Source organism: Enterobacter sp. 296B2, assembly GCF_034106185.1.
Classification (GTDB): domain Bacteria; phylum Pseudomonadota; class Gammaproteobacteria; order Enterobacterales; family Enterobacteriaceae; genus Enterobacter; species Enterobacter cloacae_N.
Genome location: NZ_JAWNCA010000014.1, coordinates 1 through 23,710, shown reverse-complemented (window position 1 = coordinate 23,710; position 23,710 = coordinate 1). Strand labels below are relative to the sequence as shown.

Sequence of the window (23,710 nt, the reverse complement as noted above, 5' to 3'; positions counted from 1 at the left end):
ATGTGCCGCGCATGACGCGGCACTGTTTTTCAGGGAAGTAAAACATTGGGATTATTAAAAAAATCACGTCTTACGCACGCCCGTCCTAACGTTCCTGCGCTGGTGCAGGTGGCGGCGCTCGCCATTATTATGATCCGCTGCCTGGACGTGCTGATGATTCTGAATACCCTGGGCGTGCGCGGCATCGGGGAATTCATTCACCGCAGCGTGCAGACGTGGAACCTGACGCTGGTCTTTTTGAGCAGCCTGGTGCTGGTGTTTATCGAGATCTACTGCGCGTTTTCGCTGGTTAAAGGGCGCAACTGGGCGCGCTGGGTCTATCTGCTCACGCAAATTACCGCCGCCAGCTATCTGTGGGCCGCCTCGCTGGGCTATGGCTACCCGGAGCTGTTCAGCATTGCCGGTGGCTCAAAGCGCGAGATTTTCCATGCGCTGGTCCTGCAGAAGCTGCCGGATATGCTGGTGCTCTGCCTGCTTTATATTCCTGCCTCCAGTCGGCGGTTCTTCCGTCTGCAATAATGTGTATAATCGCAGCCCTCGTTTTCCTTAAGGTTTTCATATGCAGTGCGCACTCTATGACGCCGGACGCTGTCGCTCCTGTCAGTGGATAGAACAGCCGGTCTCTCAACAACTCACCGCCAAAATGGCCGACCTGCAACAGCTGCTGGCAGAACGCGCGGTGGGCGAGTGGTGCGCACCCGTCAGCGGCCCTGAGCAGGGCTTTCGCAACAAAGCCAAAATGGTGGTCAGCGGCAGCGTTGAAAAACCATTGCTGGGGATGCTGCACCGCGACGGCACGCCGGAAGACTTAACCCACTGCCCGCTGTATCCCGCCTCGTTTGAGCCGGTTTTTGCCGCACTGAAGCCGTTTATCGCTCGCGCGGGGTTAACGCCTTATAACGTCGCCCGCAGGCGCGGCGAGCTGAAGTATCTTCTCCTGACCGAAAGCCAGAAAGACGGCGGGATGATGCTGCGCTTCGTGTTGCGTTCGGAAGCCAAGCTGGAACAGCTGCGCGCGGCGCTGCCTTGGCTGCAGGAACGGCTTCCCCAGTTAAAGGTGATTACCGCAAATATTCAGCCGGTGCATATGGCAATCATGGAAGGGGAGAAAGAGATTTTCTTCACTGACCAGCACGCGCTGGCGGAGAGCTTCAACGACGTGCCGCTGTGGATCCGCCCGCAAAGCTTCTTCCAGACCAACCCGACCGTGGCAAGCAGCCTGTACGCCACCGCCCGCGACTGGGTGCGCGCGTTAAACATCAAGCATATGTGGGATCTGTTTTGCGGCGTGGGCGGTTTTGGTCTGCACTGCGCCACGCCTGAGATGCAGCTCACCGGAATTGAGATCTCTGCCGAGGCGATTGCCTGCGCGAAACAGTCCGCCGCTGAACTGGGGTTAACCAATCTGCATTTCCAGGCGCTGGACTCCACGCAGTTTGCCACCGGTCAGGGCAACGTGCCGCAGCTGGTGCTGGTCAATCCGCCGCGCCGTGGCATTGGAAATGCGCTGTGCAACTACCTGAGCCAGATGGCGCCCGATTTTATCGTCTACTCCAGCTGCAACGCGCAGACCATGGCGAAAGACATCGCCAGCCTGCCGGGCTACCGCATTGAGCGGGTACAGCTTTTTGATATGTTCCCGCACACCGCGCATTATGAAGTGCTGACGTTGCTCGTGAAATCTTAAACAAAATGTGAACTCTGCCGGCCCACAAAATCAGGTAAGCTTACGTCATAAGAGATGAATAAAGGCTTACCCATGAAGCAGATCCTGCTGGTGGAAGATGACCACGATATCGCGGCGCTTCTGCGACTCAATTTAGAAGACGAAGGCTACGCCATTACCCACGAGCCCGACGGGGGCAACGCCCTGCAGCGCCTTGAAAAACAGCCGTGGGATGCGGTGATCCTCGACCTGATGCTGCCCAACGTTGACGGCCTGGAAATTTGCCGCCGCATCCGTCAGATGACCCGCTACCTGCCGGTGATCATCATCAGCGCCCGCAGCAGCGAAACCGACCGCATCACCGGGCTGGAAACCGGCGCCGATGACTACCTCGCCAAACCCTTTTCGGTGCAGGAGCTGATCGCCCGCATCAAAGCGCTGTTCCGCCGCCAGCAGGCGATGGGGCAGGCGCAGGCTGACGGGCAAATTCAGGCCCACGGCCTGACGATCGATCCGCTGGCGCGCAGCGTGCTGCTTCACGGCCAGGCGGTGGATCTCACCCCGCGCGAATTCGAACTGCTGTACTTCTTCGCCCGCCATCCCGGCGAGGTGTTTTCCCGTCTGGCGCTGCTGGAGCAGGTGTGGGGCTATCAGCACGAAGGCTATGAGCACACCGTCAACACCCATATCAACCGCCTGCGCATCAAGATTGAGAAGGACGCCGCCGAGCCGGAGATTATTCGCACCGTCTGGGGCAAGGGCTATAAATTTGCGGAGCCAAACCATCATGCGCCGCTTTAGCCTGAGCCAGCGCCTGACGCTGCTGTTTGTCCTGCTGATGATGCTCTGCGCCACCGTCGCCTGCGCGGTACAGCTCTACAGCAGTATGCAGTACGGCAATGCGATGGTGCAGCGGTTGTCGGGCGGCCTGGCGCAGCAGATCGTCCAGCGGGAACCGATTCTGGACGGGCAGGGCAGGGTCGACCGCAGCGCGCTGAAACCGCTGTTTGACCGGCTGATGACCTTTAATCCGAGCGTTGAGCTGTACGTCGTCTCCCCGGATGGTGATATTCTGGCCGACGCCGCACCGCCGGGCCATATTCAGCGGCAAAAAATCGACCTGGCACCGATTCAGACCTTCCTGAGCGGTACCGCCATACCGGTACTGGGCGACGATCCGCGCAGTCAAAATAAAAAAGTGTTCAGCGCCACGCCGCTGCGACAGGACGGCGAGCTTAAGGGCTACCTGTACATTATTTTGCAGGGCGAGGAGTCGAACGCGCTGGCGGAAATGGCCTGGCATAAGGCGCTCTGGAGCACGGTACTCTGGTCATTGCTGTGGGTCGCGCTGTTTGGCCTGCTGGCGGGACTGCTGGTCTGGTACTGGGTGACGCGTCCGGTTAAGCGCCTGACGGAGGAGGTCACCGGCCTGGAGCAGGACAGCATTAGCGCAATCAGGCTGCTGGCAGCACAGCCGCCGGACGCCGCGGCCAATGACGAAGTGGCCCTCCTGCGCAACAGTTTTATCGAGCTGGCGCGGAAAATCACCCGCCAGTGGGACCAGCTGGCCGACAGCGATCGCCAGCGCAGGGAGTTTATCGCCAATATTTCGCACGATCTCCGCACGCCGCTCACCTCGCTGCTGGGCTATCTGGAAACCCTGTCGCTCAAATCCGCCACCCTGACGCCGCAGGAGCACCAGCAGTATCTCGCCACCGCGCTGCGTCAGGGACAAAAGGTACGTCATCTTTCGCAGCAGCTGTTCGAGCTGGCGCGCCTTGAGCACGGCGGTATTAAGCCGCAGCGCGAGCGTTTCGCGATGGGAGAGCTGATTTCCGACGTGGCGCAGAAGTTTGAGCTCACCGCCCGCACACGCGAGGTCAATCTGCATATTGACGTGCCGGGGCCCCTGCCGCTGGTCAATGCCGATGTGTCGATGATCGAGCGCGTGGTGACCAACCTTCTGGATAACGCGATGCGTCATACGCCCACCGGCGGGGAAATTCGTCTGGCGGTCTGGCAGGAGAATGAGCAGCTTCAGGTCGAAGTAGCCGACACCGGAACGGGAGTGGATGCCTCGCTGCGCGACGATCTGTTCCAGCGGCCGTCGGCGCTGAATACCCAGGCAGCGCGGGAGAACCGCGGTGGGTTAGGGCTGTTAATCGTTAAGCGTATGCTGGAGCTGCACGGCGGCGGGATCAGGCTGATGGAGTCGGTGAGCGGGGCGCGGTTCAGGTTCTTTGTACCGCTGTGAGAGAGTGCCGGGTAAGGCGAAGCCGCCACCCGGCAAAAGAGATTACTGCGGGAACCACTGGTCGCTGATTTTCTGATACGTGCCGTCCGCTTTGATTGCTTTCAGCGCGCCGTTCAGTTTTTCCAGCAGGGCCTTGTTATCCGGACGTACCGCGATGCCGAGGCCCGTGCCGAAGTACTGCGGGTCGGTGACTTTCTCGGTCGCCGTACCCAGCTGCGGATTGGTTTTCAGCCATTCGTTCACCACGGCGGTGTCGCCGAATACGCCATCAATACGGCCGTTTTTCAGGTCGATAATCGCGTTCTGGTAGCTGTCATAGGCCACGGTCTTCACTTCAGGATGCTTGTCCTGCAGGTATTTCTGGTGCGTGGTGCCGTTTTCCATCCCGATGCGTTTGCCTTTCAGCTCGTCGAAGGACTTGTACGCCCCTTTCTTCGCAATCACTACCGCCGAGTTGGCGTAGTACGGGTCGGTAAATGCCACCTGCTTGCTGCGCTCCGGCGTGATGTCCATCCCGGAGATCACCGCATCGTATTTTTTGAATTTCAGCGACGGGATCAGGCTGTCAAACGCGTGGTTGGTAAAGGTGCAGTCGGCCTGCATCTGCTTGCACAGCGCTTTCGCCAGGTCGATATCGAAACCGACGATCTGGTTGCTGGCATCCAGCGATTCAAACGGCGGATAAGTCGCCGAAACGCCAAAATTGATTTTATCAGCAGCGGATGCGCCAGCGGCGAAGGTTGCCAGTAGTGCGGCCAGAACTAACTTTTTCATTGTAATGCTCCCGTCTGTCTTATTTATGCGCCGTGTCTGCGGCATGGATGTACAATGCCATTTAATGAATTTATATGCAATAAAAATGATTAAATATTATTTTAATGGCAAAAAAAAGCGGATAACCCATCAGGTTACCCGCTCTGTGAATATCGTTTTATGCACTCGCGTGGTTAATTTCTGCGCTCAAACGCTAACGCTTTACGCTCAATCAGGCGCATCATCAGCGTCAGCAGGCCGTTTACCACCAGATAGACCACGCCGGCCGCGCCGAACACCATCACGTCATAGGTGCGCCCGTACAGCAACTGCCCGTGGCCCATAACTTCCATCAGGGTGATGGTGTAGGCCAGAGAGGTACTCTTGAACACCAGCACCACTTCGTTGGAGTAGGAGGAGAGTGCGCGCTTAAAGGCGTACGGCAGCAGGATTGCCAGCGTGTCTTTCTTGCTCATGCCCAGCGCCCCGCAGGACTGCCATTGTCCTTCCGGGATGGCGCGGATCGCACCAAAGAACAGCTGCGTGGTATAGGCCGCACTGTTCAGCGAAAGGGCAATCAGGGCGCACAGCCACGGCTCAGAGAGCAGGTGCCAGATAACCGGATACTCCTGCAGCGACGGGAACTGGCCCGGGCCGTAGTAAATCAGGAAGATCTGCACCAGCAGCGGCGTACCGGTAAACAGGGTGATATAGCCGCGCACGATCCACACCAGCACCGGCGTTTTCAGCGTCAGGACGATGGTGAAGATAAGGGCCAGGATCAGCGCCACGATAATGGACGCCACGGTCAGCGTCAGGCTGGTGTGCAGCCCTTTCATCAGCTCGGGGAAATATTCAAGCATCAGCCTGGTCTCCGTTCAAAGCGCGTCGCACGCAGGTCAATACGCTTGAGGATGTACTGACTGAGCAACGTGATCACCAGGTAGATAGCCGCCGCCACAATGTACCACGTAAAAGGTTCCTGGGTACGGGTGGCGATGCTTTTGGTTTGCAGCATTAAATCGTTAACGCTGATCAGGCTCACCAGTGCGGTATCTTTCAGCAATACCAGCCACTGGTTACCCAGCCCCGGCAGGGCGTGGCGCCACATCTGCGGCATCACCAGACGGAAGAAGATGGCTGATTTCGACAGGCCTAACGCCTGACCCGACTCCCACTGCCCCTGCGGCACGGCCTTCAGCGCACCGCGCAGGGTTTGCGACGCGTACGCGGAGTAGAGCAGGGAGAGGGCAATCACGCCGCACAGGAACGGGCTGACGTCGAAGTTGTCAATCTGCATCTGCACCGGGATCTGCGCAAAGCCAAGATTGAGGGTGAAGCCGTCCGACAGCGTGAGCAGCAGCTGCGAGGAGCCGAAATAGATGAACAGGACCACCAGAATTTCCGGTAGCCCACGCAGCACGGTGACCAGCGCGGAGCCCGTCCAGGCGACGGGGAACCATTTCGCGGATTCCCACACCGCAAAGAACATCGCCAGCACGAGGCCGATAATCAGTGCGCAAACGGCAAGGCCGACGGTCATCCCGGCGGCGCTTGCTAAAGGAAATATTTCATTCATCAGGAATTACTTCTGGAACCATTTTTTGTAGATGGTTTCGTAGGTGCCGTCTTTCTTCACTTTTTCCAGCGCAGCGTTGAATTTCTGCTGCAGCTCGGTGTTGCCCTGACGAACGGCAATCCCCAGACCGGTACCGAAGTAATCCTTATCGGTCACTTTGTCGCCCACTGGCGCCAGTTTGTCGTTGGCTTTCAGCCACTCGGTCACGACAGCGGTATCACCAAATACGCCGTCGATACGGCCATTCTGCAGATCCAGCTTCGCGTTCTGGTAGCTGTCATACGGAACGGTGGTGATTTCCGGGTGTTTATCCATGATGAATTTCTGGTGCGTGGTGCCGTTCTGCACGCCCACTTTTTTGCCTTTCAGCTGATCGACAGAGGTGAATTTACCTTTCTGACCAATAAACAGGGCGGAGTTGTCGTAGTAAGGGGTGGTGAACAGCACCTGCTTTTCACGCTCCGGGGTGATGTCCATACCGGCCATGACGGCGTCAATACGGCGGAACTTCAGGCTTGGGATCAGGCTGTCGAACGCCTGGTTGCTGAAGGTACAGGTTGCATCGATCTCTTTACACAGGGCGTTTGCCAGGTCTACGTCGAAGCCAACAATTTTGTTGTTCGCATCAATGGACTCAAACGGAGGGTAAGAGGCTTCCGTGGCGAAACGAATAGTCTGGGCTGCGGTAGCGGAAAGGGTAACGCCAGCAAGCAGCACGGCAAGTAATACTTTTTTCATTATATTTCCCCTGACACAATCAATGAGATAAATAGTTTTTGAAGGCATCGGTTTGCGGGTTCGCGAAGCAGCTCGCGTCACCTTGCTCAACGATGTACCCGTTTTCCATGTAGACCACACGGCTGGCGGTTTTACGCGCCACTTCCACTTCGTGGGTAACGATGACCTGCGTGATATTGGTTTCCGCCAGCTCGCGAATAATGCTCACGATCTGGGCAGTGATTTCCGGGTCCAGCGCCGCGGTCGGTTCATCAAACAGCAGTACCGCAGGCTCCATCATCAGCGCGCGGGCAATGGCTACGCGCTGCTGCTGACCCCCGGAGAGGTGCAGCGGATAGCGGTCGCTGTAGGGCTTAAGGCGCAGACGTTCCAGCAGCTTTTCGGCACGCGCGATGGCCTGCTCCTTGCTTAACCCCAGCACGCGGCACGGGGCTTCAATCAGGTTTTGCAGGACGGTCAGATGCGGCCAGAGATTGTATTGCTGGAAGACCATGCCGACGTTTTGACGCAGCTCGCGAATCGCTTTATCTGACGGGGTTTTCGCGAAATCAAAATGGTTACCGGCGATAGCCAGCGTACCGGAACGGGGCATTTCAAGCAGATTAAGGACGCGCAGAAGGGAGCTTTTGCCTGCACCGCTTGGGCCAAGTAAAACCAGCGTTTCGCCTTCCGGGCAGTTCAGCGTGATGTCAAACAGCGCCTGGTGTGCGCCGTAGAAGCAGTTAATGCCGTTTAGTTTAATACTCATCGGGGCAGTCTTTACTCATCCAGGCAATCTATAGCAATTGAGGCCGCAGATAGTACCGTTGACAGAATAGTTATGCAATATTTCTGCGTTAAAAGTTAAATATAACCCGTATTTCCTCTTAAACATAGCACAAAATAGCGAACGGCAAGGTCGGCGAGTATAAATGTCGGCATTCCGCACGAAATGCCGGACATTTTACGGGGGTAACATTTTTATCACTGATGATTTAGCGGTTCTCAATCGACTGGCGCAGCGTGCCGGCCGGGGCATGAACGCTGCCGCCGATGTAGCGCACGTCGTCCACCGCCCAGCACTGACCTTCACGGATCATCAGCACTTCATCCTGCCAGGTCTGGGTTCCCTGGGTCAGCTTCACGCGCAGCGGAATATTCCGCGCATCGGTGTTCGGGATGGTTGACGCGCTGGCCACCTCGGCGCTGTCCGGCAGCGTGGCGCGGCTGGAGAACGGATCGGATTTCAGCAGGGCGTTATGCTGCGGATCGCGGGTGGCGTCGTTGAGCAGTTTTGCCAGGTTATCGCTCAGGTACGGGCGCAGGGCGCTCAGGTCATTCCCGCGATGCTGAATGCGGTAATCATAAAATTGTTGCGCCACGGTATCCGGGCCGCCGTCGATGCAGGGGCCGCTGCGGGTACCGATATCCTTAAAGGCTGGCGTGACCGTGGTGGTACAGGCGCTGAGCACCAGCGCGCAGGGCACTAAAAGTGTTAAAGCAGAGTAGCGCATGTTGATTTCCTTATTTATTAACTATCCTTTCAATCATAGCGTAACGAACCGATAATGCTGTGCCTAAGGCATTGAACGCTAAAGAAGGAGAAAAGAATGCAGTTTTCAACAACGCCAACCCTGGAAGGACAGACCATCACCGAGTATTGCGGCGTGGTTACCGGCGAAGCGATTCTCGGCGCGAACATTTTCCGCGATTTCTTTGCCGGCATTCGTGACATCGTCGGTGGACGCTCCGGCGCGTACGAAAAAGAGCTGCGTAAAGCGCGAGAAATTGCGTTTAAGGAGCTCGGCGAGCAGGCAAAAGCGCTGGGCGCGGACGCCGTTGTGGGAATCGATATTGATTATGAAACCGTCGGCAAAGATTCCAGCATGCTGATGGTGAGCGTAAGCGGCACGGCGGTGAAAACCCGTCGATGAAGCGTTCGCTTTCAACGCTCCTGCTGGCGATGTTGCTGGCAGGATGCGCCCCGGAAAAAGGTATCGTTGATAAAGGCACCTACGAGCTGGATACGCGCCATCAGGCGCAGGCGGCCTATCCGCGTATCAAGGTGCTGGTAATCCACTATACCGCCGATGACTTCGACACCTCGCTTGCGACCTTAACCGACAAAAACGTCAGCTCGCATTATCTGATCCCCGCGAAGCCCCCGGCACCGGACGGCAAGCCGCGCATCTGGCAGCTGGTGCCGGAGAGCGAGCTGGCCTGGCATGCCGGCATCAGCTTCTGGCGCGGCACCAACCGCATCAATGATACGTCTGTTGGCATTGAGCTGGAAAATCGTGGCTGGCAGAAAACGGCCGGGGTGAAGCATTTTACGCTGTTTGAGCCTGCGCAGATTGCGGCGCTGGTGCCGCTCGCGAAAGATATCATTGCCCGCTACAGCATCAGGCCTGAAAACGTGGTGGCCCATTCGGACATTGCGCCGCAGCGCAAAGACGATCCTGGCCCGCTGTTCCCGTGGCGGGAGCTGGCTCAGCAGGGGATAGGTGCATGGCCCGATCCCGCGCGCGTGGCGTTCTATATAAACGGACGACCGCGCTTTCAGCAGGTAGATACCGTCGCGTTGCTCGATGTGCTTGCGCGCTATGGCTATGACGTGCCGGTTAACAGTACCCCGGCGCAGCAGAAACGCATCATCATGGCATTCCAGATGCACTTCAGGCCTGACCTGTGGAACGGCATCGCTGATGTTGAAACGATGGCCATAGGTGAAGCGCTTTTAGAGAAGTACGGGCAGGGGTAATCCTTCGGAATACCCCGAATCAGTTGTTTTTCCTGAAAACCCTTCAGATTAATCTTAAGTACAAACTCAATTCATTTTTAGTTAATTGACTTAAAATTATCCGGATTTAAGATAGACACATAGCTTGCTAACTAATGCAGCAAATAAATATATCGCATTCAGTTCTTAATTTTTCTCCTTGAGAACATCTTCAGAAAAATTTTCGAAGATTAAGGCTTTTATTGCCTTGGTCCTGCATCTTTAAAATTTCATATCTTAAATCGGGTATAACAATGTTAAGCATCTACGCAAAAAAATTACGTCCGCAACATGAAATGGAAGCCATTATTTCTGCAACCTCAGGTTTTGAAGAGAAAACCTTAAAGAAATGGCAAAAAATATCTACGTCTGATTCGCAATATATCCATGTTATCGTCAGCGGCGAAGTGGAATTCCGACGCGAATCCGACGAGCTGTGCATGTTCACGGTAACGGGTCAGTGCATTTTTGGTCTCGCGGCTATGTACTACAACGCGACCCACATGTACGGCCTCGTTCGCGCCAACACCGTGGTGCGCTCAATCAAAAAAGAGGTCTTCGCGCAGCTGATGACCGATAAGAATTTATGGCCTGAACTGACCAAAGTGCTCTCCTGGTACATTTGCATGCTGAGCAAACGCGATGATGTGCTGGTTGCCCGCAGCGCTTATTCTGTCGTACGTGAATTTTTGTACGAAATTAACGATCTAATTGTTCATCATCAGCGCGATATCAATATTTATGATTATATTCAGGAATACACCAACCTGGCGCGCAGTACCATTATTAAAATCCTCTCCGATCTGAAAAAAGGTCAGTATATTGTCGTGGAAAAGGGTCGACTCCTTAACCTGACAACGTTGCCTGAAAAATATTAACTACTCCAGCCGGTCTCCTTTCTTACTCAAAGGTGACCGGGGATCCACTTTCTGCAATGAACCTTTCTGCGAATTATCCTGCGTCTCGTCAACCGGCGGCGCGGGAATTTTGCCTTGCGAATAATCCTGCTCTTGTTCTTTTAATGCCTGCTTAAATAATTCGGTTATTGAGGCATCGTCACCGCTTGCGCTGGCGGGTACCGCATCGTGCGCTTCGGTTCCGGGTAAAGTATCCCGCGACGTATCGTGCGGCACGCCGCCGTCAGGTGCCTGCTGCCAGTCAGCATCATCGCTGTTGATGGGCAGATCCTGCATGGCGGGAACATCAGCGTGTACCGGCGCGGGTTTTGGATGCGGATGCGGGAACGGCTTACTCACATACACGTAGTGCATATCTGAAAGCTGCGTTTCGGGTTTCGCGACGCTCGCTTTAACCGGTTCCGGCGCCGGATGGCGCAGGTTCCAGTAAACGTGCGCGTACAACCCTGCCATGACCATGGCGCACAAACCTAACGCCCACAAAAAGGTATTACCGCAAATTTTTCTCAGGCTGGGGACGCGGTATGAAAACCAGACCGCCTCCCCGGTGGCGTAGCTGCGCTGAGCCGCAAGACAGATGGTAGACATTAGGAATGCTTCTCCTGCGTTTTGGCGTCTGATGTGGCCTGGAGCAATACGCTCGGCGTGGTATGGGTTTCACGCATGAGCTGCATCAGCGTGTCTTCTCCAGGAATGCCATCCACGTGCAGATTCATTTTTTGCTGGAACTCGCGGGTGCGTTTCATCATCTCCGCCGTCCAGGTCTGAGCATGGGTTTCAGGCTGGGCAAGAGCCAGGCTCAGTTGCTGATCCAACCAGCCCATGTCTTTCGCATCGCTGGCGGCACTGATGGCGTCTTTACCTTCCGGCGTCAGGCGGTGCAGCTGGGTATAGTTCCCGGTCGCATGCTGGTTAAACCAGCTGCGGCTTACCTGCCAGGTGCGGTTGTTCATCAGCAGGTCGATAGAGGTATCCCCAACGCGGGCGACCACGGCGTAGTTAAGATGGTCACCGGTTTTGAGTTCACTGACCCACGGATAACCCTCTCGTGCCAGCGCATCCGGCGAGGCGTTGCCCTGTTTACACATCAGGTTCACCTTCGCGGCGTTTTGACACAGGGCGTCATCCGCCGAGGCGTCGTACCCCCACATCAGGTAAAGCTGGTGCATCGCATCCGGCTGATTAACCATTTCGTTGTCGATAACCGGCACCGCGGGCGCCTCAACTTTTGGCGCCTGCTGTTTCCAGCTGACGGGCACCGGCAGTTGAACGGGAAGTTTTGCGGTGATCGAGGAGGTTAAATACCAGCCGCAGGCGGCGAACAGCACGGAAGCGAACAGTCCCACGGTTGCCAGGCGCTTACCGTGTTTTTTCGCAGGAAGGCTCTCACCGGCCGCCAGGCGTAAATGACGAGGGCTGACCTGTAGCGCACGTTCGGTCCAGGCGGCCAGCATTGACAGGTGTGCCAGTTCATTCAGCTTGCTGATATTCCCTTTGGTCAGCGCGTGCATCTTACGCACACGCGCCGGCGTAAGCGGCGAGCTCTCGCACCCGTGCTCTTCACACTGCGCCTGGACATAGCTGAGAAATTCCCGGCAGGTCAGGGGACGTAACGTGTGACGGGTATGTGCATATTCACGCAGTTCAGATTTCTGCATCAGAACGGCGTCCTGATCCTTCGTGCCCATCAGCACCACGGCCAGGCGAAACTCCAGCTCCTGGGCGCGCGTGAGCAACATACCCAGCACCTCGCGGCAGCTCTCTTTCATGGCTTCGGTATGGGTAATGACCAGCACTTTCGTTCTGGCTTTCCCACCCTGCCACTGCTGCAGCACCGCATCTACCGCCTGAATCCGGTTCTTGTTCTCTTTCGTTCCCGGGTTGAGCTTGTACAGCAGGCTACTGGCGCTCAGTTTTGGAAACGCGTTGATGGCAAGAACGCCGGGCGTCGCGGTTTTCAGCGCATGGCTGAACTGACCTAACAAACGGGCGTCGTCACAAAAGAGACCGCTCACGCCCGCCTGTTGGGTTTTCTCTTTCAGCAGGTTGAACACGTCCTGATGATAGGGCACCAGAAAATCCCCGGATGAGCGGGCGATCTCCCTGAACGGCGGGTTTTTAAAATGAAAGTGGCTCTGATACATAACGACTTACCGTCTCTGATTAGGAATAGCAACAGGACGAGAAAGTAAAGCAACGCTATAGGGTGGTCAATTTGCGTGCAGGGTAAAAATATCCAGTGGATGATGCCTAACATCTGGATTTTATACGGTCAATATTTTTCTTTATGAAAGTTAGCGGCAAAGTCAGTGGTCGTATTTACAGCAGCTAATTACTATTTTCTCACATATTGGCGCAGCACGACGCTGCTTATTTTCGCTTTGTTAAAGGCCAGATGAAAAATGAGGTTCTCATTTCTGTCACGGTGGATAACGCCTTGCATTATGTTTGCGCTGTTAATTTTTTGCGGCCAGCAAGGCTATCTGACGTTTAAAGATTATAAAAAAGTTACGAATAAATTGGCTAAATCTGATGAACAGCCACTGAAAAATCGTCGTGAAGAAAAAAAGTTCACCCTTTTCACGGCTGCGGTGCGTCAGGACAACTTACCGACTGCGACGAAAGCCCCGCTGGCAGCGGAGATAGAAGGTATCGTGCGTAGCGATGACGCCTGGCTTTCCTTCGCGGTTATCAAAACGCCGGGGGGGGAGAAGAGCTATCGTGAAGGCGAGCCTCTGACCGGTTTCAACGATGCGTTTATTCAGGAAATTAACAAAGACAATGTGGTGGTTAATTACGAAGGTGCTACGCAGGTACTGGCGTTAAATAAGCCTGACTATTTTAAGGGCGGCGTTGACAGCGGCCCGGTAACCAAATCGACGAAAGATGCAGGCGCGGAAAGCGTGCATCTGGATGATTATCTGGTGCTCAAACCGTTAATCGAAAAAGGCCAGCTGGAAGGCTACAACATTAATCCAAGGAATGCCTCCTCGTTCTATAGCCATTCGGGGCTACAAAAGGGCGATGTGGCGGTAGAAGTTAACTCTGTCGATATGACCGATGAAGCAAAGGCAAAAAGTATTATTGCCAACTGGTCGAAAATGAAAGAAGCGGAGGTCGTCGTCAGACGTCACGCTCACCTTGAAAATATTCGGGTCAATGTTCTAAACAATTAACAAGTGTACAGACATGAAGAAATTTCCTTGGGCGTGCGTGGCGCTGACCGCATTGTCGTTATATTCCAGTTCGCTGCTTGCAGCCAACTTTAGCGCGAGCTTTAAAAATACCGATATCCGCGAGTTTATCGATACGGTAGGCCGCAATCTTAACAAAACCATTCTCGTCGACCCGTCCGTTCAGGGCACGGTGTCGGTCAGAACCTATAACGTGCTGACGGAAGATGAGTATTACCAGTTCTTCCTGAGCGTGCTGGATCTGTATGGTCTGTCGGTGATCCCGATGGACAACGGGATGGTGAAAGTGGTGCGCTCAAGCGTAGCCCGCACCGCGGGTGCGCCGCTGGCCGACAGCAAAAACCCGGGCAAGGGCGATGAGATCATCACCCGCGTGGTGCGCATGGAAAATGTGCCGGTGCGCGAGCTTGCCCCGCTGCTGCGTCAGCTTAACGATGCCACCGGTATCGGGAACGTGGTCCACTTCGAACCGTCCAACGTGCTGCTGTTAACCGGTAAAGCCTCGGTGGTTAACCGCCTGGTTGACCTGGTGCAGCGCGTCGATAAAAACGGTGTTCAGCGTCGCGAAATTGTGCCGCTGCGTTTTGCTTCCGCCAAAGATCTGTCGGATATGCTGACTAACCTCAACAACGAGGAGCAGAAAGGGCAGAACGCACCGCAGTTGGCCACAAAAGTGGTGGCCGATGACGAAACCAACAGCCTGGTGATCAGCGGCCCGGAAGACGCGCGCGCGCGTACCCGTTCTCTTATTCATCAGCTGGACCGTGAGCAGAACAACGAGGGGAATACCCGCGTCTTCTATCTCAAATATGCCAGCGCCACCAAAGTGGTTCCGGTTCTCACCGGGATTGGCGAGCAGCTGAAAGACAAGCCGGGCACCGCCAAAGCGAAAACCGCGAGAGCCACAACGGATCTGAATATTACCGCCGACGAGTCAACCAACTCCCTGGTGATCACCGCGCAGCCTAACGTGATGAACTCCCTGGAGAAGGTGATCGACAAGCTGGATATTCGTCGTCCGCAGGTGCTGGTGGAAGCGATCATTGCTGAAGTGCAGGACGGCAACGGCCTGGATCTCGGCGTGCAGTGGACCGGCAAGCACGGTGGCGTACAGTTCGGCTCCACCGGCCTGCCAATCAGCCAGATTAAGAACGGTACCATGAAGGGGGCGAGCTTCACCGGCCTGGCGACCGGTTTCTTTAACGGTGATTTCGGCGCCCTGATGACCGCGCTCTCTACCGACGGTAAAAACGACATTCTCTCCACGCCAAGCGTCGTTACGCTGGATAACAAAGAAGCGTCGTTTAACGTCGGCCAGGACGTGCCGGTCCTTTCCGGTTCGCAGACCACCAGCGGCGACAACGTCTTTAACTCCGTTGAGCGTAAGACCGTCGGTACCAAGCTGAAAATTGTGCCGCAAATCAACGATGGCGACATGATCCACCTGAAAATTGAGCAGGAAGTGTCCAGCGTTGACAACAGTGCAACGGAAGACGCCAGCCTCGGCCCAACCTTCAACACCCGCACCATCAATAACGAAGTGATGGTGCACAGCGGTCAGACGGTGGTGCTTGGCGGCCTGATGGAAAACGTCACCAAACAGTCGGTCTCCAAAGTCCCGCTGCTGGGCGATATCCCGCTGGTCGGGCAGCTGTTCCGCTACACCTCGCAGGATACCTCCAAGCGCAACCTGATGGTGTTTATCCATACCACCGTCCTGCGTGACGACGAAAACTACAGCGCGGCGTCGAAAGAGAAATATGACCAGATCCGCGTTCGCCAGATGCAGCGCGCGGAGGAGAAAAAGCTCGGCATTCTTGAACCGGCGGATAACGCCGTTTTACCCGCGTTTCCGTCTGCCGGCACCAGTACCCACGCCGCTCCGGTGAAAACCAGCGCGACGCGCAATCCGTTTAAAGAGTAAGGCGGAGGGGCAACGTGGACGAACTGAGTAAAACTCTGTGTAGCAGCAGCTACGCAAAAGATAACGGCGTTTTATTTTATAACAATGACGTCTATATCCGTGATGACACTCCGGCATTTGCACTGCTGGAGGTGCGCCGGGTGCTGGGACGCGCGTTCGTCCCGGTCACCCTGACGCCGGAAGCGTTTGACGAGATGCTGGCCAAAATCTGGCAGCAGAGCAGCGGCGTGTCGCAGCAGCTGGTAGACGACATGGACGCGGACATCGACCTGATGGCGTTAACCGAGGAGATCCCGGACAACGAAGATCTGCTCGATAACGACGAAAACTCGCCGGTGATCCGCCTTATCAACGCCATTCTCGGCGAGGCGGTGAAAGACGGCGCGTCGGATATTCATATCGAAACCTTTGAGCGCACGCTGAGCATTCGCTTCCGCGTCGACGGCGTGCTGCGCCCGGTGCTTCAGCCGGCGCGCAAGCTCGCGCCGCTGCTGGTGTCGCGTATCAAGGTCATGTCGAAGCTGGATATCGCCGAGAAGCGCCTGCCGCAGGATGGCCGTATCTCCCTGCGCATTGGCCGCAAGGCGATTGACGTGCGTGTCTCGACCATTCCGTCCCAGTACGGCGAGCGCGTGGTCATGCGTCTGCTCGATAAAAGCAATCTGAAGCCCGACATCAACAAGCTGGGGCTGATTGATGAAGAGCTGGAGAAGTTAAAGGGGCTGATTGACCGCCCGCACGGCATTATCCTGGTCACCGGGCCGACAGGTTCCGGTAAAAGTACCACCCTGTACGCCATTCTTTCGGCGCTGAACGGTCACGAACGCAACATCCTGACCGTCGAAGACCCGATTGAATACGAGCTGGAAGGGGTGGGGCAGACGCAGGTTAACCCGCGCGTGGACATGACCTTTGCCCGCGGGCTGCGCGCCATTCTGCGTCAGGACCCGGACGTGGTGATGATCGGGGAAATTCGCGACGGTGAAACCGCGCAAATCGCGGTGCAGGCGTCGCTCACCGGTCACCTGGTCATGTCTACGCTGCACACCAACAGCGCCGCAGGGGCGATTACGCGTCTGCGGGATATGGGGCTGGAGTCGTTTTTAATCGGATCATCGTTGCTCGGTGTCATTGCCCAGCGTCTGGTGCGCCGGCTGTGCACGCACTGCCGGACCACCAGTCCGCTGGACGCCAATGAAAAAGCGCTGTTCAGCTTTATGGACGCGCCGCCAAAAGCAATCTATCGCGCGGTGGGCTGTGAACACTGCCGCCAGAGCGGCTATCAGGGCCGTGCCGGTATTCATGAGTTCCTGGTGGTGGACAGCACCATGCGCCGCGCCATTCATGAAGATAAAGACGAAATGTCGATTGAAACGCAGCTTTTTAAGCAGGCCTACAGCCTGCGTGAAAACGGGCTGCTGAAGGTGATTAGCGGCGTGACTTCTCTGGAAGAGGTGATGCGCGTCACCGCCGAGCGTGGGGGGGATGCGTAATGGCCTTCTACGCCTGGACGGCGACGGATGCCGCGGGGAAAACCCAGCGTGGTACGCTGCAGGCCGAGGGGCAAAAGCAGGTTCGCCAGATGCTTCGCGAGCAAAAGCTGATGCCCGTCAGCATCACCGAAACCCGTGAAGCGGCGTCCGCCGGAAAAGCAAAAACCGGGGCAAAGCTCTCAACGCCGGTGCTGTCGATGTTTACCCGCCAGCTTTCCACGTTGGTCAACGCCGCGCTGCCGCTGGAGAGTGCGCTGAAGGCGATCTCTAAGCAGACGGAAGACAAAAAGCTGGCAGCGATGGTGGTGGAGATCCGCGAGAAGGTGGTGGAAGGGCACACGCTGTTTGACGCCTTCAGCCAGTTTCCGCGCACCTTCGACAAGCTCTACTGCACGCTGGTGATGGCCGGTGAAAAGACCGGCCACCTGGGCGATGTGCTGGAGAAGCTGGCGGAGTACAACGAGCAGCGCCAGAAGATGAAGAGCAAGCTGACGCAGGCGATGGTCTACCCGATCACCCTGACCGTGGTGGCCATCGCGGTCATCAGCATTCTGCTGGTGGCGGTGGTGCCGCAGGTGATTGAGCAGTTCACCCACATGAAGCAGCAGCTGCCGATCACTACCCGCACGCTGATTGCGGTGAGCGATTTCCTGCAGGCGTACGGCATCTATATTGTGGGCATCCTGGGGGGCGGCTTTATCGGCTTTAAAACCTGGCTCAGAAATGTCAAAAACCGCTTTCGCTGGAACAGCTGGCTGGTGAACGGTTCGCCGATTAAAAAGCTGGTGTGCGCCATCAACAGCGCCCGCTATATCCGCACCCTGAGCATTCTGCAGGCCAGCAGTGTGCCGCTGCTGGAGGGGATGTATATCGCAATGGACGGTATCGAAAACCTCTACGCCCGGCAGGTGCTGGAGCAGGCGGCGGATACCGTGCGCCAGGGGGCATCCCTTTACGCGGCGCTTGAACAGGCGAAATTATTCCCGCCGACCATGCTGTATATGATTGCCTCCGGCGAAGAGAGCGGGGAATTAGGTAATTTAATGGACCGCGCGGCGGAAAACCAGGAATCGGCATTACAGCATCGCATTACATTAACGCTGTCGGTATTTGAACCGGCGCTGGTGGTATCCATGGCAACGATTGTTTTATTCATCGTACTGTCAATATTACAACCGCTTCTGCAACTTAATAATATGGTAGGTTAAATCATGGCTTTAAAACGTAAAAACCTGGCGCGCCAGGCGGGCTTCACGTTGCTCGAATTAATGGTGGTGATTGTTATTCTCGGCGTTCTGGCGAGTATGGTAGTGCCAAACTTAATGGGGAATAAAGAGAAAGCGGACGAACAAAAAGCGACCAGCGATATTGTTGCGCTCGAAGGTTCACTGGATATGTATAAGCTGGATAACCACCGCTACCCGACCACAGAGCAGGGGCTGCAGGCGCTGGTGACCAAGCCTGAAATCGCGCCAATTCCGAACGGCTACCGCGCCGATGGCTATATCCGCCGTCTGCCGCAGGACCCGTGGGGTGGGGATTATATTCTGGTGAGCCCGGGCGAGCACGGCGCGGTCGACGTCTTCTCAGCCGGTCCGGACGGTGAAGCGAATACCGCCGATGATATTACGAACTGGTCTCTGGACAAGAAAGAGAAATAATGAATAAACAACGCGGCTTTACGTTGCTGGAAATTATTCTGGCGCTGGTGATATTTGCCAGCTGCGCCATGATGGTAGTGTCAACAATACCTTCGCGCAGCGGTGCGGATATATTTGGCCAGCAATTAAAAGCCCTCGTTGATTATGGTTCAGACCGTGCGGTGATGGACGGAAATATTGTCGGGCTGGTGATTACCACGGATAACTATCAACTGGTGACGCTCGAAGATAAAAATGGCGAACGTCGCTGGGTGCCGTTATCCGCGGGGCGAATTACCACCAAAGGCGATTTCCCGGAGGAGATGCACGTTTCGCTCTCGCCGCAGCGCCTTGCCGCCACGGTAACCTCCGACCCGCAGGTGCTCTTTTTACCGGACGGCGAAATCAGCCGCTTCACGCTGACGCTGCAAAGCTACGACAAACAGCACCATTTCCGCGTGGTGTCGCAAGGCGCGGCCCCGGTATCGGTAGAAAACGATGGCTAACGGCAATAAAAAGCAAAAGGGGATGACGCTGCTGGAGGTAATGGTCGCGCTGGTGATCTTCTCCACCGCCGCGTTGGCGCTGATGAACTCCGTCACCCTGAACGTGCGTTTCACCCACGGTCTGGCCGAAACGCTGCAGGCCAGTTGGGTGGCGGAAAATCAGCTGGCGGAAGCGCAGCTCACGAAAACCGACTTCCCGGACGCCGAGGAGCAGGGGACGGAAATCATGGGCGGACGCAGCTGGAACTGGCGTAAGCAGCGGGTAAAAACCGCCGACAACGTCTGGGCGAACGCGATCCGCGTCTACGCGGAAGGCGACGACAGCCAGCCGGTTATTGCCCTGCACATCATTCCGCCGGGAGAGAGCAAGTGAAAAAAACGCGACGCCAGCGCGGATTTACCCTGCTGGAGATCATGATTGCCCTGACCATCTTCGCGGTGATCAGCACGCTGGCCTGGCAAATTCTGGACGGCGCGATGCGCACCAGTTCGGCGACGGATGCCAGCGCCGCAAAGCTCAACCAGCTGCAGCGGGCCTGGAATCTGATGGAGCGCGATTTTTATCAGCTTCAGGCGCGCGCGCCGCGTAACGAGCCGGAACTGTTTCGTCAGGAGGGCGATGCCCTTGAGCTGACCACCCTGAACGGGGTGAGTGGAACGGTTCAGCTGGAGCGCGTGCGCTGGCGGCTGGAAGAGGGGCGTCTGTATCGCGACGTCTGGCCGGTGATTGACGGCCCGGCGGACGTTAAACCCGATGAGGTGCCGATTGTCAGCGAGGTGAAATCCCTGCAGTGGCGTTTTTACCGTCAGGGCTGGCAGAAAAGCTGGAGCGACGCGGCGCATCTGCCGGACGGCGTGGAGCTGACGCTGACCATGGAAAACGGTGACACCTGGCGCTGGGTCTTCACGACCCCGGGCGATATGCCTGAAGCGGCTGCGCCCGCCGCTGCGCCCGCCGCTGCGTCTGCGCCAGCACCAGCACCAGCACCAGCACCAGCACCGGAAGCAAAATCATGAGTGCATTACGTAAACAAAAAGGGGTCGCGCTGCTGGTGGTGCTGATCCTGCTGGTCATGATGTCGGCGCTGGCCGCCAAAATCAGCCAGCAGTTCTGCCGCAACCTGCAGAAAACCCATTACCAGGTGAGCCAGCAGCAGCTGCGCTGGGCGATGCAGGCGCAGGAAAAGGTGGTGAAAGACCGCCTGCAGGCCGACGCCAGCGGTGAAAACAAGGCCCTGAACCTTGAAGGCGACTGGCATCAGCCGCTGGAAACCCGGGGCGAAGATTACACGGTGGTCAGCCAGGTGGAAGACGCGCAGGACTGCTTTAACGTCAACAACCTGCTGGCCGCAGAGAAAATACCGCAGGGGCAAAACGCGCCCGCGGTGCCGGAAAAACCGCGTAACGAGCAGATTGTTGAACAGATCCTGACGGAAAGCGGCATCAGTCACACTACGGCGGAAGAGGTGTATCAACAGCTGGTGGACTATCTCGATGGCGACGCGACGACCGCCAAAGACGGTGCAGAGAGCGATGCCTGGGCCGGCGTCGTGCCTGCCCGCCAGCCCGCAAACCAGATGATGCGCACCATTGCTGAGATCAAACAGCTGCCCGCGTTCCCGGCAGCGGCATACCCGAAGGTGAGCAAGCTGCTCTGCGCGCTGCCGGACTCTGCCAGCAAAGTGGATGTGAATACCCTGAAACCGGAGCAGGCCGCCTTACTGGCCGCCCTGTTCCCCGGAAAATTAACGGAAGATGACGCCGTTCGCCTGATTGATTCGCGTCCAGAAACCGGCTGGGAAAATATGGAAACCTTCAGCAAGGCGCTGGAGCAGACCTTCCCGCAGTTGAAAGACGATCTCCCGCAGGTGGCTGAGCTTCTCTCCATCAGCAGCCGGTATTTCCGGGTGAACTATACCGGCAATACCGATGAATTAACGCTTCGCGTGGTTAGCCAGCTTCAGGTCAATAACGAAGCCGGTGAGATCGTGACGTGGCAACGTCGTTACCGAATGATTGAATAAGAAAAGTAGATCGCTATGAAACAGGTACTTTTTGTTCGTCCCGATAACCGCGAGGGCGGGAAAATTATGGGGTGTGTCTCCGGCAGCCAGCAGGTTGAGACGCTGGAGAGCCTGGACGCACTGGCGGACCATCCACTGGCGTCCCGTGTTTGTCTGCTGCTGCCCGCCAGCAGCATGATCTTCCGTCATTTTACGCTGCCGAAAAAAGTCGCCTCTCAGGCGACGGCGTTCTCCTGGATGGCGGAAGAGACGCTGATTGGCGACGTGGATAATCTCCACTGGACGGTGCTGAACAAAAAAGGTGCCGAAGTGGATGCGGTGGCGATAGACGCCGATCTGCTGCGCGGGTGGTTAAACCGCTGTCAGGAGGCGGGGTTAAAGGTGATTCAGGTGCTGCCGGATGCCTGGCTGCTGCCCGTGACGGCTGGCGGAAGTACCCTCGTCGCCCTGGATGACAGCTACTGGCTGCGTTTATCACCACATATTGCCAGTGAGATGGAAGCGAGCCTGCTGCCGCTTCTGATGCAGAAGGCCGGAGAGGGGGAGGTGTGCTGCTACGGTGAAGCGCCTGCCGGCGTCGCGGTCGACATCGCCCAGCCCTGGCAGCATCCGCTGGTGCTGATCCAGCCCCAGTGGCAAGCCTGCCGCGTCACGCTCCTGCACGGCGAATTCAGCGCGAAAGCGGGCTCGGGGAAAGCCTCGAAGGGCATCAAAGCGGCAATTGCCGCGGCGGGTCTGCTCTCTCTCGGCCTGTTGCTGGGCCCGCGCGTCGCCATGGCCTGGATGCTGGTGCAGCAGGAAAATCAGATTCAGCAGGAGATCCTGCAGGTTTATCAGCACCATTTTCCGAGCATGCGCCAGCAGACCAATATCAAATATCACTTTGGTCAAAACATGAAAAAGCAGAGCAAAGGGGTGTTTCTGCAGCTGGAAGATCTGGAGAAAGCCAGGCAGGCCGTACCCGCGCTGGAGATCACGCTGCTCGAATACGATGCTCAGCAAAACACGCTAACGCTGAGCGCCAGTTCGCAAAGCCAATCCGCGTTGCAGACGTTTGTAAACCAGGCGGGGGAATATTTTGATTTCACCTTACAGCCTGTTTCGACCTCAGCTCCTTATACCGCCATGATCGCAGGGAAATATAAATGAAAGAGCGAATCACGCAGCTTAAGTCTCGTTACCAGAATTACAGTGCCAGGGAAAAAATTATTCTGAAAATATGTGCCGTCGCGATAGCGGGGGCGGTTATTTATTACGCGGGAATGGTTCCGCTGGATAATATGATTCAGAACAGTAAGGCCACGCTGAGCAGACAAAAAGAGACGTTGAACTGGATGCGCAGTGAAATAGATAAAAACCATCTTCAGGTCCAGATTGTCAAAACGGATAATCCGCGCACGGTGGTGGAGAACAGCGCCCAGGAGATTCATTTGCCTCTGACAGACGTGCGTCAGGATGGGCAAACCTTATCGTTCGTGGTCAGTCGCGTAAATGTCTATGAATTAAAGAGCTGGCTGCGGGAAATAAACCAGACCTCCGGCGTCAGGCTGCAGAAAATGAACCTCACGCCGATCGACCACCTCAGCGACGTGAAAGCGGAAGTCCAGCTCACCTGGAGCAAAAAGGCATGAACACGTTCGCGCTGATGCGGGACGTTTACCCGGTGGGGTTCCCGGTAATGAGTGCGATCTTCGGCAGTATTATCGGGAGCTTTCTTGGGGTGGTTGCCGAACGCGTGCCGGGCATGGTGATGCAGGAGGAGAGGGGCGGTAATCTGCTCTTTCCGGCGTCGCACTGTCCGGTGTGCCAGCACAGCCTGACCGCCTGGGAGAATATCCCGCTGGTCAGCTGGCTTGTATTACGCGGGCGCTGCCGCCAGTGCAGAACGGCTATCCCCTTGCGGCTATTTTTAATCGAACTTTTTTCCGCGCTGTTTTGCGGCATCACCGCCTGGTGTATGCCAGACATCCTGTCCCTTTTCGCCCTGTGGCTGCTGGCCGCTTTTTTGCTGCCCCTGGCAATGATTGACTGGCGGCATCAGCTCCTGCCGGATTGTCTGACGCAGCCTCTGCTGTGGGCAGGATTATTGTTCCATGCGTTTGACCACCAGATGCCGCTGCGCGATGCGCTGTTCGGTGCGGTCGCGGGCTATCTCTCCCTCTGGCTGCTCTACTGGGCATTCCGTCTGATTACCGGGCGGGAAGGGCTGGGATATGGCGATTTTAAGCTGCTGGCGGCCCTGGGCGCCTGGTGCGGCTGGCAGG

At 56.5% G+C, this 23,710-nt stretch carries 27 protein-coding genes; 19 read left to right on the top strand and 8 right to left on the bottom strand.

Features of this window, described 5'->3' with window-relative positions; translation table 11 throughout:
• The first annotated feature begins 45 nt into the window (after positions 1-45).
• From URZ40_RS12275 to URZ40_RS12260, 4 genes are all read left to right on the top strand, one after another.
• Positions 46-519 carry a YbjO family protein gene (locus tag URZ40_RS12275; RefSeq protein WP_116341056.1) on the top strand — a complete coding sequence of 158 codons (474 nt, stop codon included), beginning with the start codon at positions 46-48 and terminating at the stop codon, positions 517-519.
• 40 nt (positions 520-559) lie between these two features.
• Positions 560-1,687 (top strand): 23S rRNA (uracil(747)-C(5))-methyltransferase RlmC, encoded by a 1,128-nt coding sequence (gene rlmC / locus URZ40_RS12270; protein WP_320720611.1) that lies wholly within the window; start codon positions 560-562, stop codon positions 1,685-1,687.
• Between the two features lie 72 nt (positions 1,688-1,759).
• Positions 1,760-2,467, top strand: a complete 708-nt coding sequence (locus URZ40_RS12265; protein WP_116341052.1) for a response regulator transcription factor — start codon at positions 1,760-1,762, stop codon at positions 2,465-2,467.
• Entirely contained in the window at positions 2,451-3,920 is a 1,470-nt protein-coding gene (locus tag URZ40_RS12260) for an ATP-binding protein (RefSeq protein WP_320720633.1), read from the top strand. Before URZ40_RS12265 ends, URZ40_RS12260 begins: the two co-directional genes overlap by 17 nt.
• Before the next feature lie 42 nt (positions 3,921-3,962).
• Here the strand turns inward: URZ40_RS12260 and artJ are convergent, their stop codons facing one another.
• The 6 genes from artJ to URZ40_RS12230 form a co-directional block, all read right to left on the bottom strand.
• Positions 3,963-4,694, bottom strand: a complete 732-nt coding sequence (artJ, locus tag URZ40_RS12255) for an arginine ABC transporter substrate-binding protein ArtJ (protein ID WP_028019301.1) — start codon at positions 4,692-4,694, stop codon at positions 3,963-3,965.
• 173 nt (positions 4,695-4,867) lie between these two features.
• Complete coding sequence (gene artM / locus URZ40_RS12250) at positions 4,868-5,536, bottom strand: arginine ABC transporter permease ArtM (RefSeq protein ID WP_163330820.1); 669 nt, start codon at positions 5,534-5,536, stop codon at positions 4,868-4,870.
• The gene (gene artQ / locus URZ40_RS12245; protein WP_024907846.1) at positions 5,536-6,252 is read right to left on the bottom strand and encodes an arginine ABC transporter permease ArtQ; all 717 of its coding nucleotides are present in this window, start codon (positions 6,250-6,252) and stop codon (positions 5,536-5,538) included. The genes artM and artQ overlap by 1 nt, the downstream gene beginning before the upstream one ends.
• A 6-nt stretch (positions 6,253-6,258) precedes the next feature.
• Positions 6,259-6,990 (bottom strand): arginine ABC transporter substrate-binding protein ArtI, encoded by a 732-nt coding sequence (gene artI / locus URZ40_RS12240; protein WP_008500032.1) that lies wholly within the window; start codon positions 6,988-6,990, stop codon positions 6,259-6,261.
• 19 nt (positions 6,991-7,009) lie between these two features.
• Positions 7,010-7,738: an arginine ABC transporter ATP-binding protein ArtP gene (artP, locus tag URZ40_RS12235; protein WP_116341046.1), complete on the bottom strand. Its 729-nt coding sequence runs from the start codon at positions 7,736-7,738 to the stop codon at positions 7,010-7,012.
• A gap of 226 nt (positions 7,739-7,964) precedes the next feature.
• Positions 7,965-8,483, bottom strand: a complete 519-nt coding sequence (locus tag URZ40_RS12230) for a lipoprotein (protein ID WP_320720610.1) — start codon at positions 8,481-8,483, stop codon at positions 7,965-7,967.
• 96 nt (positions 8,484-8,579) lie between these two features.
• On the opposite strand from URZ40_RS12230, the gene URZ40_RS12225 reads away from it, so the two are divergent.
• The 3 genes from URZ40_RS12225 (at position 8,580) to URZ40_RS12215 (ending at position 10,626) form a co-directional block, all read left to right on the top strand.
• A complete protein-coding gene (locus URZ40_RS12225) occupies positions 8,580-8,903 on the top strand; it encodes a heavy metal-binding domain-containing protein (protein ID WP_028012516.1) in 324 nt (107 codons plus the stop codon).
• Positions 8,900-9,730 (top strand): N-acetylmuramoyl-L-alanine amidase, encoded by an 831-nt coding sequence (locus URZ40_RS12220; RefSeq protein WP_320720609.1) that lies wholly within the window; start codon positions 8,900-8,902, stop codon positions 9,728-9,730. The genes URZ40_RS12225 and URZ40_RS12220 overlap by 4 nt, the downstream gene beginning before the upstream one ends.
• Before the next feature lie 272 nt (positions 9,731-10,002).
• On the top strand, positions 10,003-10,626 hold the full coding sequence (locus tag URZ40_RS12215; protein WP_316380018.1) for a helix-turn-helix domain-containing protein: 624 nt from the start codon (positions 10,003-10,005) through the stop codon (positions 10,624-10,626).
• On the opposite strand, the gene URZ40_RS12210 is transcribed toward URZ40_RS12215, so the two are convergent.
• Entirely contained in the window at positions 10,627-11,253 is a 627-nt protein-coding gene (locus URZ40_RS12210; protein WP_320720608.1) for a hypothetical protein, read from the bottom strand.
• The gene (locus URZ40_RS12205; protein WP_320720607.1) at positions 11,253-12,809 is read right to left on the bottom strand and encodes a peptidoglycan-binding protein; all 1,557 of its coding nucleotides are present in this window, start codon (positions 12,807-12,809) and stop codon (positions 11,253-11,255) included. Before URZ40_RS12205 ends, URZ40_RS12210 begins: the two co-directional genes overlap by 1 nt.
• A 300-nt stretch (positions 12,810-13,109) precedes the next feature.
• Between URZ40_RS12205 and gspC the strand changes: the two genes are divergently transcribed.
• From gspC to URZ40_RS12145, 12 genes are all read left to right on the top strand, one after another.
• Positions 13,110-13,841, top strand: a complete 732-nt coding sequence (gene gspC, locus URZ40_RS12200; protein WP_116341034.1) for a type II secretion system protein GspC — start codon at positions 13,110-13,112, stop codon at positions 13,839-13,841.
• Positions 13,842-13,854: 13 nt separating this feature from the next.
• The gene (gene gspD, locus URZ40_RS12195) at positions 13,855-15,783 is read left to right on the top strand and encodes a type II secretion system secretin GspD (RefSeq protein WP_320720606.1); all 1,929 of its coding nucleotides are present in this window, start codon (positions 13,855-13,857) and stop codon (positions 15,781-15,783) included.
• 14 nt (positions 15,784-15,797) lie between these two features.
• On the top strand, positions 15,798-17,276 hold the full coding sequence (gene gspE / locus URZ40_RS12190) for a type II secretion system ATPase GspE (RefSeq protein WP_006809432.1): 1,479 nt from the start codon (positions 15,798-15,800) through the stop codon (positions 17,274-17,276).
• Complete coding sequence (gene gspF / locus URZ40_RS12185; protein WP_166710589.1) at positions 17,276-18,484, top strand: type II secretion system inner membrane protein GspF; 1,209 nt, start codon at positions 17,276-17,278, stop codon at positions 18,482-18,484. Before gspE ends, gspF begins: the two co-directional genes overlap by 1 nt.
• A gap of 3 nt (positions 18,485-18,487) precedes the next feature.
• Positions 18,488-18,937, top strand: coding sequence for a type II secretion system major pseudopilin GspG (gene gspG / locus URZ40_RS12180; protein WP_006809430.1), 450 nt, complete (start codon positions 18,488-18,490; stop codon positions 18,935-18,937).
• Positions 18,937-19,422, top strand: a complete 486-nt coding sequence (gene gspH / locus URZ40_RS12175; protein WP_166710593.1) for a type II secretion system minor pseudopilin GspH — start codon at positions 18,937-18,939, stop codon at positions 19,420-19,422. Before gspG ends, gspH begins: the two co-directional genes overlap by 1 nt.
• Positions 19,415-19,795, top strand: a complete 381-nt coding sequence (gene gspI, locus URZ40_RS12170) for a type II secretion system minor pseudopilin GspI (protein WP_116341024.1) — start codon at positions 19,415-19,417, stop codon at positions 19,793-19,795. Before gspH ends, gspI begins: the two co-directional genes overlap by 8 nt.
• Positions 19,792-20,439 (top strand): type II secretion system minor pseudopilin GspJ, encoded by a 648-nt coding sequence (gene gspJ / locus URZ40_RS12165; RefSeq protein WP_320720605.1) that lies wholly within the window; start codon positions 19,792-19,794, stop codon positions 20,437-20,439. The genes gspI and gspJ overlap by 4 nt, the downstream gene beginning before the upstream one ends.
• Positions 20,436-21,446, top strand: coding sequence for a type II secretion system minor pseudopilin GspK (gspK, locus tag URZ40_RS12160; protein WP_320720604.1), 1,011 nt, complete (start codon positions 20,436-20,438; stop codon positions 21,444-21,446). Before gspJ ends, gspK begins: the two co-directional genes overlap by 4 nt.
• A gap of 15 nt (positions 21,447-21,461) precedes the next feature.
• The gene (gene gspL, locus URZ40_RS12155; protein ID WP_320720603.1) at positions 21,462-22,595 is read left to right on the top strand and encodes a type II secretion system protein GspL; all 1,134 of its coding nucleotides are present in this window, start codon (positions 21,462-21,464) and stop codon (positions 22,593-22,595) included.
• A complete protein-coding gene (locus tag URZ40_RS12150; protein WP_320720602.1) occupies positions 22,592-23,077 on the top strand; it encodes a type II secretion system protein M in 486 nt (161 codons plus the stop codon). Before gspL ends, URZ40_RS12150 begins: the two co-directional genes overlap by 4 nt.
• The coding region (locus tag URZ40_RS12145) for an A24 family peptidase (RefSeq protein ID WP_320720601.1) at positions 23,074-23,710 on the top strand (637 nt) is incomplete at its 3' end. The genes URZ40_RS12150 and URZ40_RS12145, both read left to right, overlap by 4 nt.

What these genes read in the sequence shown, in the direction of transcription:
- rlmC (WP_320720611.1), top strand. Translation starts at nt 560, where the DNA reads ATGCAGTGCGCACTCTATGACGCCGGACGCTGTCGCTCCTGTCAGTGG.
- URZ40_RS12265 (WP_116341052.1), top strand. Translation starts at nt 1,760, where the DNA reads ATGAAGCAGATCCTGCTGGTGGAAGATGACCACGATATCGCGGCGCTT.
- artJ (WP_028019301.1), bottom strand. Translation starts at nt 4,694, where the DNA reads ATGAAAAAGTTAGTTCTGGCCGCACTACTGGCAACCTTCGCCGCTGGC.
- artM (WP_163330820.1), bottom strand. Translation starts at nt 5,536, where the DNA reads ATGCTTGAATATTTCCCCGAGCTGATGAAAGGGCTGCACACCAGCCTG.
- artQ (WP_024907846.1), bottom strand. Translation starts at nt 6,252, where the DNA reads ATGAATGAAATATTTCCTTTAGCAAGCGCCGCCGGGATGACCGTCGGC.
- artI (WP_008500032.1), bottom strand. Translation starts at nt 6,990, where the DNA reads ATGAAAAAAGTATTACTTGCCGTGCTGCTTGCTGGCGTTACCCTTTCC.
- artP (WP_116341046.1), bottom strand. Translation starts at nt 7,738, where the DNA reads ATGAGTATTAAACTAAACGGCATTAACTGCTTCTACGGCGCACACCAG.
- URZ40_RS12230 (WP_320720610.1), bottom strand. Translation starts at nt 8,483, where the DNA reads ATGCGCTACTCTGCTTTAACACTTTTAGTGCCCTGCGCGCTGGTGCTC.
- URZ40_RS12225 (WP_028012516.1), top strand. Translation starts at nt 8,580, where the DNA reads ATGCAGTTTTCAACAACGCCAACCCTGGAAGGACAGACCATCACCGAG.
- URZ40_RS12220 (WP_320720609.1), top strand. Translation starts at nt 8,900, where the DNA reads ATGAAGCGTTCGCTTTCAACGCTCCTGCTGGCGATGTTGCTGGCAGGA.
- URZ40_RS12215 (WP_316380018.1), top strand. Translation starts at nt 10,003, where the DNA reads ATGTTAAGCATCTACGCAAAAAAATTACGTCCGCAACATGAAATGGAA.
- URZ40_RS12210 (WP_320720608.1), bottom strand. Translation starts at nt 11,253, where the DNA reads ATGTCTACCATCTGTCTTGCGGCTCAGCGCAGCTACGCCACCGGGGAG.
- URZ40_RS12205 (WP_320720607.1), bottom strand. Translation starts at nt 12,809, where the DNA reads ATGTATCAGAGCCACTTTCATTTTAAAAACCCGCCGTTCAGGGAGATC.
- gspC (WP_116341034.1), top strand. Translation starts at nt 13,110, where the DNA reads ATGTTTGCGCTGTTAATTTTTTGCGGCCAGCAAGGCTATCTGACGTTT.
- gspD (WP_320720606.1), top strand. Translation starts at nt 13,855, where the DNA reads ATGAAGAAATTTCCTTGGGCGTGCGTGGCGCTGACCGCATTGTCGTTA.
- gspF (WP_166710589.1), top strand. Translation starts at nt 17,276, where the DNA reads ATGGCCTTCTACGCCTGGACGGCGACGGATGCCGCGGGGAAAACCCAG.
- gspG (WP_006809430.1), top strand. Translation starts at nt 18,488, where the DNA reads ATGGCTTTAAAACGTAAAAACCTGGCGCGCCAGGCGGGCTTCACGTTG.
- gspH (WP_166710593.1), top strand. Translation starts at nt 18,937, where the DNA reads ATGAATAAACAACGCGGCTTTACGTTGCTGGAAATTATTCTGGCGCTG.
- gspI (WP_116341024.1), top strand. Translation starts at nt 19,415, where the DNA reads ATGGCTAACGGCAATAAAAAGCAAAAGGGGATGACGCTGCTGGAGGTA.
- gspK (WP_320720604.1), top strand. Translation starts at nt 20,436, where the DNA reads ATGAGTGCATTACGTAAACAAAAAGGGGTCGCGCTGCTGGTGGTGCTG.
- gspL (WP_320720603.1), top strand. Translation starts at nt 21,462, where the DNA reads ATGAAACAGGTACTTTTTGTTCGTCCCGATAACCGCGAGGGCGGGAAA.
- URZ40_RS12150 (WP_320720602.1), top strand. Translation starts at nt 22,592, where the DNA reads ATGAAAGAGCGAATCACGCAGCTTAAGTCTCGTTACCAGAATTACAGT.